Raw genomic sequence first — 10,153 nt, 5'->3', positions numbered from 1 at the left:
GATCGAGGAGGCGCGCACGTTGATCTCGAAGCGCAGGATCGCGTAGCTGAAGAAGTTCGGCAGAACCTGCGGCGTGACCCCGTAGGCCATCTTCTCGAACCAGGTGCCGCCGACCGCCGCGATTCCCTCGACCGGCCGGTCCGAGGCGTTCTCGTTCACCTCGGCGAAGAGCTTGCCGAGCGCGCCCGCCGTATGGATCGCCACGGCCAGCACGCCCGCGAGCGGCCCGATGCCGATCATGAACACGAAGAGGAGCGCCAGCATGATCTCCGGCACGCCGCGGCAGAACTCGAGGAAGCGGCGCGAGAGCCAGTAGATCCACGAGTTCGGCGCGAGGTTCGCCGCCGCCGGGAAGCTGAGGGCGAAGGCCACCGCCGTCCCGATCAGCGTCGCGGTGATCGCCATCAGGATCGTCTCCCAGATGAGCGTCACGTAGACCCAGAAATCGGTGTACCAGAAGGTCAGCGAGCCCGGCACCGCGCGCCCGTCCTCGCCCCGCCCCTCGAAGAGCACGTCCCACTGGAGATCGGGGACGATGGTGCCGAAATACTCGAAGATGCGCGGGATGCCGGCGGCGAGCCGGTCGGGATAGAAGTTGCTGACCCAGACGGACAGGATCAGCGCGACGGTGAAGGCGCCGAGCGCGATGTAGTTCCAGACGCGCCTGGCGGCTTTCAGTTCCAGCCGGTGCTGCTCGAAGAGCGCGACGGCATCACGCGGCGCGCCGCCCGAGGCGCCCGCCGAGCCGCCCGCGAGGGGCCCGGGGATCGAGGTGTCGGTCATGGCTCTCTCCGGTCAGGCGGGGACGCGCGCGCGCGCGGGTTCGCCCGTGGGGATCGCGGTGGAGGTCGCGGCCTCGTTGAAGGCCTCGTCCGCCTCGGCCCCGTAGATCTCGCGCGCCATGGCGGTGGTCAGGAGGTCCGGCGTCCCGTCGAAGACGACGCGCCCGGCCTGCATCCCGATGATCCGGTCGCAATAGCTCCGCGCGGTGTCGAGCGTGTGCAGGTTGCAGATCACGGTGATCCCGTCCTGCCGGTTGATGTCGCGCAGCGCGTCCATCACGATCTTGGCGTTCATCGGGTCGAGCGAGGCGATGGGCTCGTCGGCGAGCAGGATCTTCGGCTCCTGCGCCAGCGCGCGCGCGATCGCCACGCGCTGCTGCTGCCCGCCCGAGAGCGTCTCGGCCCGCTGGAGCGCCGTATGCGCCATGCCGAGGCGGTCGAGCGCCTGGATCGCGAAGGCGCGCTCGCGCGGCGTGAAGGTCTGCGTCAGCGAGCGCCACGCGGGAAGGTCGTAGAGGCGGCCGGTCAGCACGTTCGTCACCACGTCGAGGCGGCCGACGAGGTTGAACTGCTGGAAGATCATCGCGCAGTCCGACCGCCAGGCGCGCAGTTCGCGGCCCTTGAGCCGGGCGATGTCGGTGCCCGCATAGAGGATCTGCCCCTCGGAGGGGTCGATCAGCCGGTTGAGGAGGCGCAGCAGCGTGGACTTGCCCGCGCCCGAGCGTCCGATGATCCCCACCATCTGCCCGTCGGGAATGTCGAGGGTCGCGGCGTGGACCGCCACGTTGTCGCCGAAGCGGCGCGTCAGCTTGTCGAGTTTCAGCATGGGTGCCCCCTGTCAGGTGTCACGGACGAAGGACGCGCGCCTCCCCTTGCGGTCGTCCCGGAAACGGTCGCGGGGCCGATGTCGCGCATCGGCCCCGGTCGTGGATTGCTGGTTCAGCGCGTCCCGGCGGCCTGCCGGCGCATGTTGATGATCGGCTCGTAGAATTCCTGGCTGATCGGCCAGTAGCCCATGGCCTCGCCGTCGTTGATGGCGTTGAAGCACTCGGGATCGACGACCTGGAGCTGCATCATCGCGCCCATGACCTGGTCCCGCAGTTCCTGCGGCAGGTCCGAACGGATCACGCGGGGACCGTTGGTGATGAGGTTCGACTGCCAGATGATCCGGATTTCCGACATGTCGAGCATGTCCTTGTCCACCATCGAGCGCAGGTTGCCGCGGCTGTAGCCCTCCTCGATGTTGCCGACGCCCGAGGTCCAGGTCACGCCCGCGTCGTACTGGCCCTGGAGCACGGCCACCACGGCCTGCTCATGCCCGCCGCCGAAGCCGGTCTCGGAGAAGTAGGCCTCGGGGTCGATGCCCATCTCGGTCAGTTCGGCCAGCGGCACCAGGTAGCCCGAAGTCGAGTTCGGATCGGCGAAGGCGAGCGAGCGGCCCTCCATGTCCTCGAGGCTCATGATGTCGCTGTCGGCGCGGACGTACATGACCGAGTAGTAGCCGAGGGATCCGTCGATCTGCATCGTGGTGTAGAGCGGCACGACCGCATCGGGATCCTGCAGGTAGATGCCCGCGTAACCCGCGGAACCGAGGCCCGCGAACTCGAGCTGACCAGCGAGAAGGCCCTGCATCACGCCCGCATAGTCGGAGGCCGGGTAGAGCTCGACCGGCACGCCCAGACGCTCTTCGAGATAGGCCTGCTGGCAGGCATGCTCCCGCAGCCGGTCGGCTTCGTTCTCGCCGCCGAGCAGTCCGATGCGGAAGACGGGCACCTGTTCGCGCCAGTCCTGCGCGAGTGCCGCCGTGGAGGAGAGTGCCGTCGCGCCCGCCAGGAGCGCCGCGATACCGAGTTTCATGGGCTTAGCCTTTCCGTGTGGGGTTCTCAGGTCGATGTCTGTCGAACGGCCGGGGATCGGCGCGCCTCTCCCCGCCACGGGCCGCCGGGCTGCACCCGTGCGCGGCCGTCTCGCAAAGCCTCCGAAAAACCTTTGCGACGGCGCGGGAGGCATCCCCCCGCGCCGGGCGGCGTCCGCTCAGCGGCTGCCGGTTTCCATGCGCCGCATCTCGACGACCGGCACGAAGAACTCGTGGTCGACGGCCACGAAGCCCTGCCCCTCGCCCGCCGTGGTCGAGTAGTAGCAGGCCGGGTCGTCCTGAAGCAGCGTGTCGAGGTAGTCGATGATGATCGTGCGGGCTTCTTCCGGGATGCCCTGACGGACGACGATCGGGCCGTTCGGGATCTGGCTCGACTGCCAGATGATCCGCAGGTCGTCCATGTTCAGGAGGCCGTTGTCGATCATCGAGCGGAGATTGCCGCGGGTATAGCCCTCGGAGGGCTCGCCGACGCCGGAAACCCAGGTGACGCCCGCGTCGTACTGGCCCTGCAGGACGGCGACCACCGCCTGCTCGTGCCCGCCGCCGAAGCCGGTCTGGGAGAAGTAGGTCTCGAGGTCGATGCCCTGGCGCGTCAGCTCGGCGCGGGGCACCAGGTAGCCCGAGGTCGAGTTCGGGTCGGCGAAGGCCAGCGAGCGGCCCTGCATGTCCTCGAGCGAGGTGATCCCGCTGTCGGCGCGCGTGTACATGACCGAGAAATAGCCGGTGGAGCCGTCGCTTTCGGCCGAAACGAAAAGCGGCTCGACCGCGTCGGGATCCTGGAGGTAGATGCCCGCGTAGGCGGAGGCGCCGAGCTGCGCGTAGTCGAGCTGGTCGGCCAGCAGACCCTGCATCACGCCCGCGTAGTCGGGCGCCGGGAAGAGCTCGACCGGAATGCCCAGCAGTTCCTCGAGGTCCTCCTCGAGGCAGGCGTTGTCGCGCAGCCGGTCGGCGTCGTTCTCGCCGCCGAGAAGGCCCACGCGGAGCACGGGAAGCTCCGCGCGCCAGTCCTGGGCGAGCGCGGCGGTCGAGGAAAGTGCGGTGGCGCCCATGGCGAGCGCGGCGAAGGTGGTCCTGAACATCGTCGGATCCCTGTGAGTTGTTCACTGCGCGGGGGCCGCTTGCGGTGCCCCGACACCACGACGCCTAGGCAGGTTCCGTGATGGTTCCGCGACGGATCGGTGAAACCTGCATGACAGCGGGCCACGGCCTTGAAACTGCGCCGATTCCCGTCGACACATGGTGCTGCGCCCCGGAAACCCCGCCCCTGCCGGACGGCGACAAGAGGCTCATTTGTCGAGATATTCTCCCTCCGAGCGAGCGTCCCCGGCCCGGTTCCCTCGCGGCGCCCGGAGAATCGCCCGCAGCGCCCCGGCACCGCGCCGCCGACCGGCGGGATCTGTCACGCAAGCGTCATGCGGCCGACACGCGCCCGTTACGCCGCGCCCCGCATGGAAGGTCATCGGAACCCCGAAGGACGCATGATGTTCGACGATCGCCCCGCCCCCAGCCTGACCCTCTCGCACGCCCGCGTCGTGACGCCCTCGGGCATCGTCGACGGAGGCCTCCGCATCGAGGCCGGCCGGATCGCCGGGACGACGCATGCGGCCGATGGCCTGGATCTCGGCGGCGCCTTCCTCATCCCCGGCTTCGTCGACCTGCACACCGACCACGCCGAGCGGCACGTCCATCCGCGCGCGAACGTGCTCTGGCCGCTCCTGCCCGCGCTGCTGGCGCATGATGCCGTGGTCATCTCGGGCGGCACGACGACGGTTCTCGACAGCCTCTCGGTCGGCGCCTCGATGAAGCGGCCCGAGCGGCGCGAGATCCTCGAGCCGCTGGTCGCCGCGCTCGACGCGGGATGCCGCGCGGGCGCCTTCCGCGCCGACCACCTCCTGCACCTGCGCTGCGAGATCTCCGACCCCGCGACCATGGCGCTGGCCGACGCCACGATGGGCCACCCGCTCACGCGGCTCGTCTCGATCATGGACCACACCCCCGGCGACCGGCAGAGCCCGGACGTGGCGCGCTGGTTCGCCCACATGATCCACGAGATGGAGGTGGACGAGGCGACGGGCCGGGCGATGATGGACGACCTCTTCGAGCGCTCGCGCACCCGCGGCGCCGAGGTGCGCGGCCGCGTGCTCGCCGCCGCCGCCGCCGCGGGCGTGCCCGCGATGAGCCACGACGACCGGACGCCCGCCCAGGTGGACGAGGCCCGCGCGCTGGGCATCCGCGTCAGCGAGTTCCCGACGACCCTCGAGGCCGCGCGCCGCGCGCGCGCGGCGGGCCTCGCCATCGTCGCGGGCGCGCCCAATTACGTGCGCGGCGGCTCGCAGTCGGGCAACGTCGCGGTCGCCGACCTCCTGGCCGAGGGCCTGGTGGACGCGCTCGCCTCCGACTACGTGCCGCGCTCGCTCCTCGACGCGGCCTTCCGCCTCGCCGCCGACCCGGCCCTGCCCCACGACCTGCCCGCCGCCGTCGCCCTCGCCGCCGAGGCGCCGGCGCGCATCGTCGGGCTGACCGACCGCGGCCGCATCGCCGAGGGGCTTCGGGCCGACCTCGCCGCCGTGCGCCTCGTCGATGGCCAGCCCGTCGTCACCGCCGTCTGGCGCGAGGGGCGGCAGGTCCACTGAAACCCCGAGGGAGACACCCGACATGACACCGATCCGCATCGGCGCCGCGCTGAAGGTCGCGAGCCTGCCCAGGCACCGCGACTGGCTCGTCGCGGGCGACCGCGACCTCGAGATCCAGGACTTCTTCCGCACCGACGTGCTGCTCGGCGACTGGCGCGCCGTCGTCGAGGCCGCGAAGGCCGCGCTCGACGGCTTCGCGGGGCGCCTCGGCATCCACGGACCCTTCTTCGACGTGCCGATGAACTGCGGCGACCCCGAACTGCGCCCGCTGGTGACCAGGCGCTTCCTCACCGGCCTCGACGCCGCCATCGCGCTCGGCGCGACGCAGATGGTCGTGCATTCGCCCTTCACCATCTGGGACTACCACAACTACGGCGACCGCCCCGCACGCGGCAACGAGCCCTCGCACAAGGACAGCATCATCGCCGCCTGCCACGAGGTGATGCGCGACGTGGTGCGCCGGGCCGAGGATCACGGCGTCACCCTCGTCATCGAGAACTGCGACGACATCTCGCCGCTCGACCGGCTCGACCTCGCCCGCAGCTTCGACAGCGCCGCGGTGAAGGTCTCGATCGACACCGGCCACGCGCACAATTCCCACGTCATGCAGGGCTCGGTGCCGGTGGACTACTACGTGGTGGCCGCGGGCGAGTGGCTCGCCCATGTCCACCTCCAGGACACCGACGGCTACGCCGACCGCCACTGGGCACCCGGGCGCGGCACGATCCCCTGGGCGAGCGTCTTCTCGGCCCTCGCCGCCTCCCCCGCCGACCCCCACCTCGTCCTCGAGCTCCGCGACAGCGACGAGATCCCCGCCGCCATGGCCTATCTCGAGCGCGAAGGCCTCGCCTGCTGAGAGGCGCCCCCGTGCTTCATCTTTCCTCAAATACGCCCTTCGGAGCCGGCCTCTCAGGCGACGCGCCGGCCCGCCGACCAGACGCCGGCGAGGACCGGCACGCCCGAGACCGTGCGGAAGCGCACCGCGTCCGCGCGCATCCCCTCGGCCAGCACGCCCCGGTCGAGGAGGCCCGCGGCCCGGGCGGGCGCCGCGGCGACCGTCGCCATGGCCCGCGGCAGGTCGCGCCAGAGCTCGGCCAGCATCACCGCCGAATGGAGGAGCGCGGAAGGCACGTAGTCCGAGGACACCACGTCGAGGAGGCCCGCCTCCGCCAGCCGCGCCGCCGAGACGTTGCCGGAATGCGAGCCGCCCCGGATCAGGTTCGGCGCCCCCATCATCACCGCGATCCCGTGGCTCCGGCAGGCGCGCGCGGCCTCCTCCGTGGTCGGGAACTCGGCGAGACCTACCCCGTGCGCGGCCGAGCGCACGACATGCGCGGCCGTGGTGTCGTCATGGCTCGCCAGGACCGCGCCCTAGCGCTGCGCGGCCTCCACCGCCGCCCGCTCGTGGGCGTCGCACACCCGCCCGCCCAGCGCCTGCCGCGTCTCGACATGCTCGGCGAACTTCGCCTCCGTCATGCCGTGCTTGCCCATCATGTAGGTCCGGTACTGGCCGATATCGGCGAACTGGCGCTGCCCCGGCGTGTGGTCCATCAGACTCACGATGCCGATCCGGTCCTCGGGGCCGAACTCCGCCAGTTCCTCGACCAGCGTTTCCGAGCAGATCTCGGCCCTGAGATGCAGGTGGTGCCCGATCTTCAGCGCCCCCGCCGCGCGCAGCGCGAGCAGCTCGTCCGCCACCTGCCGCGCATAGCGCGTCCAGCCGGTGCCGCCCTTGCCCTCGATCGAGCCCACGCGGATCGCGTCGTAGACCGTGGTGATCCCGCAGGCGGCGAGCTCCGCGTCATGGGCGACGATGGCCGCGGCATGCGGCCAGTCGGCGGAGGGGCGCGGCCGCATGTGCCGCTCGAGGTTGTCGGTGTGCAGTTCCACCAGCCCCGCCGCCACGATGTCGCCCTCGCAATCGACCGCGCCCCGCGGCACTGCGTCGCCCTGGGCGATCTCGACGATCTCGGCGCCCCGGAAGGTGATGCGCCCCCGCACCTCTCCGCCCGGAAGGACGAGGCGGGCATTGGCGAGGGTCAGCGTTCCCTGCATCACGGAAAGGTCGTTCGGCATGGAGGTCTCAATGGCTGAGGGCGGCGCGTTCCGGCGCTACGGGATCTACGTGGTGCCCGAGGGCGAATTCTACGAGGCGGCCTCGGCCTGGCTCGGCTGGGACACCGCCGCCGGCGTAACCCTCCCGCATCCCGAGGTCGAGGGCCTTCCGGGCGATCCGGCCGATCTGACCGCGACGCCGCGCAAATACGGCTTCCACGGCACGATCAAGCCGCCCTTCCGCCTCGCCGAGGGCACCGACGCCGAGGCGCTCGACGCCGCCGCCCGCGCCTTCTGCGACGACCGCCCTCCGGTGGAGATCCCCGCGCTCGAGGTCCGCCGCCTCGGCGGTTTCGTCGCCATCGTCCCGGCGGAGCCGTCGCCCGCGCTCTCCGGTCTCGCCGGGGCCACGGTCGCCGCACTCGACGCCTTCCGCGCCCCGCCCTCCGGGGCCGAGCTCGCACGCCGCCGCAAGTCCGGCCTGACCGACCGGCAGGACAGGCTGCTGCGCGACTGGGGCTATCCCTACGTGATGGAGGAGTTCCGTTTCCACCTCACGCTGACCGGCAAGCTGCCCCTCGACGACGCCGAGACCGCGCGCGCCGCACTCGCCCGCCACTTCGCGCCGCTCCTGCCCGCGCCCTTCCGCATCGCCAGCCTCTGCCTCGTGGGCGAGGACGCGGAGGGACTGTTCCACCTCGTCCACCGCTACACCCTCGCCGGGTAGAGCGCCGCGAGCGCGGCCTCCACCGCCGCCTCGAGGCGGCCGGAATTGTCGATCTCGGTCACGCGCAGCCCCTCGGGCAGGGGCGGCGCCGGCCGCGAGAGGCGCCGCGCGATCTCGCCCGCGCTCTCCCGTCCGCGTCCCGAGAGCCGTTCGGCCAGCACCTCGGGCCGCGCGGTGACGTGCAGCACATGCAGCGTGTCGAACCGCCTTGCCGCCTTGCCCAATACCCCCCGCGACAGGTTCACCAGCGCGTCCCGCCCTGCCCCCAGCACGGCATCGACCGAGGCCGGCACCCCGTAGGACAACCCGTGCGCCTGCCAGTGCAGCGCGAAGTCGCCCCCCGCCGCCCGCGCCGCGAAGAGCGCGGGGCCGACCGCCTCGTGATCCTCGCCCCCCGCCTCGGGCGCCCGCGTGATCACCCCGCGCACCCGGGCGAGGTCCGGCCGCCGCGCGCAGAGCGCCTCCATCAGGCTGTCCTTGCCCACGCCCGAGGGCCCGACGACGGCGATGAGGCGCCCCGCGGTCATGCCGCCCGCCGCGGCGAGAAGCCCGTCACGTCGATCTCGCGGGTGGCGACGCGCGCCCGCGCCTCGAGATCGTGGAAGATGCCGATGATGGCCGCGCCGCGCGCCCGCGCCTCCTCGATGAGGGACAGCACCGTCTCCCGGTTCTCGCGGTCGAGGCTCGCCGTCGGCTCGTCGAGCAACAGGGCCGGATACGGATGCACGAAGCCCCGCGCGATGTTCACCCGCTGCTGCTCGCCCCCCGAGAAGGTCGTGGGCGACAGCGACCAGAGCGCCTGCGGGATGCGCAGCCGCTCGAGCAGCGCCCGCGCCCGGTCCCGCGCCGCATCCTCCGCGACGCCCAGCGCGAAGAGCGGCTCGGCCACAACGTCGAGCGTCGGCACCCGCGGCACGACCCGCAGGAACTGCGAGACATAGCCCAGCGTCTCGCGGCGCAGCGCCAGGATCTCGCGCGGCGCGGCGCGGGTTATGTCGAGCCCGCCGATCCGGACCTCGCCCGCCTGCGCCAGGTAGTTGCCGTAGAGGATGCGCATGACGGTCGACTTGCCCGCCCCGCTCTCGCCGGTCAGCGCGACGCATTCGCCGGGCGCGACGGAGAAGCCCGCCCCCGCGATGACGGGAATGGTCACGCCGCCCTGGTTGTGCAGCGTGAAGGACTTGCCGAGATTGCGGACATCGATCATGGGCTCACACCTGCAGGACGGAACTGACGAGAAGCTGGGTATAGGGCGCCTGCGGATCGTCGAGGACCTGGTCGGTCAGACCCGTCTCGATCACGCGGCCGTCCTTCATCACCATGAGCCGGTCCGCGAGGAGCCGCACCACGGCGAGGTCGTGCGTCACCACGATCGCGGACAGCCCCATCCGCCGCACCAGCCCCCGGATGAGATCGAGAAGCCGCGCCTGCACGCTCACGTCGAGCCCGCCCGTGGGTTCGTCCATGAACACGAGCCGCGGCCCCGTCACGAGGTTCCGCGCGATCTGGAGCCGCTGCTGCATCCCCCCCGAGAAGGCGGCCGGCTGGTCGTCGATCCGCGCGCCGTCGATCTCCACCCGCCCGAGCCAGTCGAGCGCCTGCCCCCGGATCCCGCCGTAATGCCGCGCGCCCACCGCCATCAGCCGCTCGCCCACGTTGCCGCCCGCGCTGATCCGCATCCGCAGCCCGTCGCGCGGGTTCTGGTGCACGAAGGCCCAGTCGGTGCGCCCGAGCATCCGCCGCTCGGGCTCGGACATCGCCAGCACGTCGCGCGGCCCCTCGCCCCGCGTGTCGAAGACCACCTCGCCCGCGTCGGGCGGCAGGTGCCCCGCGAGACAGTTCAGGAGCGTGGACTTCCCCGACCCGCTCTCGCCCACGATGCCGAGAACCTCGCCGGGAAACAGCGTGAAGGACACGTCGGCGCAGCCCGTCCGCCCGCCATAGGTCTTCGTCAGCCCCCGCACCTCGAGAAGCGGTGTCATGCGCCCTGCCCCTTCATCTTTCCCGAAATACGCCCCGCGACCTCCGCCGCCGGGCCCGTCGCCCGCCCATGGAGCGCCCCGTTTTCGCCGGCGAAAAC

At 71.7% G+C, this 10,153-nt stretch carries 10 protein-coding genes and 1 pseudogene; 3 read left to right on the top strand and 8 right to left on the bottom strand.

The features are described 5' to 3' along the window. From ACTS11_RS02790 to phnD (ACTS11_RS02775), 4 genes are all read right to left on the bottom strand, one after another. Window positions 1–783: PhnE/PtxC family ABC transporter permease (locus tag ACTS11_RS02790; protein WP_442638824.1), on the bottom strand; the 783-nt coding region annotated here is incomplete at its 3' end. A 12-nt stretch (window positions 784–795) separates the two neighbouring features. Further along, window positions 796–1,608 carry a phosphonate ABC transporter ATP-binding protein gene (phnC, locus tag ACTS11_RS02785; RefSeq protein WP_442638823.1) on the bottom strand — a complete coding sequence of 271 codons (813 nt, stop codon included), beginning with the start codon at window positions 1,606–1,608 and terminating at the stop codon, window positions 796–798. A gap of 113 nt (window positions 1,609–1,721) precedes the next feature. Next, window positions 1,722–2,639: a phosphonate ABC transporter substrate-binding protein gene (gene phnD, locus ACTS11_RS02780; RefSeq protein ID WP_442638822.1), complete on the bottom strand. Its 918-nt coding sequence runs from the start codon at window positions 2,637–2,639 to the stop codon at window positions 1,722–1,724. Between the two features lie 177 nt (window positions 2,640–2,816). Then, on the bottom strand, window positions 2,817–3,737 hold the full coding sequence (phnD, locus tag ACTS11_RS02775) for a phosphonate ABC transporter substrate-binding protein (RefSeq protein ID WP_442638821.1): 921 nt from the start codon (window positions 3,735–3,737) through the stop codon (window positions 2,817–2,819). 399 nt (window positions 3,738–4,136) lie between these two features. On the opposite strand from phnD (ACTS11_RS02775), the gene ACTS11_RS02770 reads away from it, so the two are divergent. Both ACTS11_RS02770 and ACTS11_RS02765 read left to right on the top strand, forming a co-directional pair. After that, on the top strand, window positions 4,137–5,291 hold the full coding sequence (locus tag ACTS11_RS02770) for an alpha-D-ribose 1-methylphosphonate 5-triphosphate diphosphatase (protein WP_442638820.1): 1,155 nt from the start codon (window positions 4,137–4,139) through the stop codon (window positions 5,289–5,291). A gap of 22 nt (window positions 5,292–5,313) precedes the next feature. Beyond that, a complete protein-coding gene (locus tag ACTS11_RS02765) occupies window positions 5,314–6,147 on the top strand; it encodes a sugar phosphate isomerase/epimerase family protein (RefSeq protein WP_442638819.1) in 834 nt (277 codons plus the stop codon). A gap of 53 nt (window positions 6,148–6,200) precedes the next feature. Here ACTS11_RS02765 and ACTS11_RS02760 read toward each other — a convergent pair. Next, window positions 6,201–7,346: pseudogene (locus tag ACTS11_RS02760) on the bottom strand (alpha-D-ribose 1-methylphosphonate 5-triphosphate diphosphatase). Between the two features lie 31 nt (window positions 7,347–7,377). Between ACTS11_RS02760 and ACTS11_RS02755 the strand changes: the two are divergent. After that, entirely contained in the window at window positions 7,378–8,073 is a 696-nt protein-coding gene (locus ACTS11_RS02755) for a DUF1045 domain-containing protein (protein WP_442638818.1), read from the top strand. Here the strand turns inward: ACTS11_RS02755 and phnN are convergent. From phnN to phnK, 3 genes are read right to left on the bottom strand one after another with little or no spacing between them, the layout of a single operon-like run. Then, window positions 8,055–8,600 (bottom strand): phosphonate metabolism protein/1,5-bisphosphokinase (PRPP-forming) PhnN, encoded by a 546-nt coding sequence (gene phnN, locus ACTS11_RS02750; RefSeq protein ID WP_442638817.1) that lies wholly within the window; start codon window positions 8,598–8,600, stop codon window positions 8,055–8,057. The genes ACTS11_RS02755 and phnN overlap by 19 nt on opposite strands. Beyond that, window positions 8,597–9,280, bottom strand: coding sequence for a phosphonate C-P lyase system protein PhnL (gene phnL, locus ACTS11_RS02745; RefSeq protein ID WP_442638816.1), 684 nt, complete (start codon window positions 9,278–9,280; stop codon window positions 8,597–8,599). The genes phnN and phnL overlap by 4 nt, the downstream gene beginning before the upstream one ends. A gap of 4 nt (window positions 9,281–9,284) precedes the next feature. Then, complete coding sequence (gene phnK / locus ACTS11_RS02740; protein WP_442638815.1) at window positions 9,285–10,055, bottom strand: phosphonate C-P lyase system protein PhnK; 771 nt, start codon at window positions 10,053–10,055, stop codon at window positions 9,285–9,287. Between the last annotated feature and the right edge of the window lie 98 nt (window positions 10,056–10,153).

The sequence above is a fragment of the Roseicyclus sp. genome (assembly GCF_052168335.1).
Lineage (GTDB): Bacteria > Pseudomonadota > Alphaproteobacteria > Rhodobacterales > Rhodobacteraceae > Roseibacterium.
This window is presented reverse-complemented; position numbering and strand designations above follow the sequence as displayed.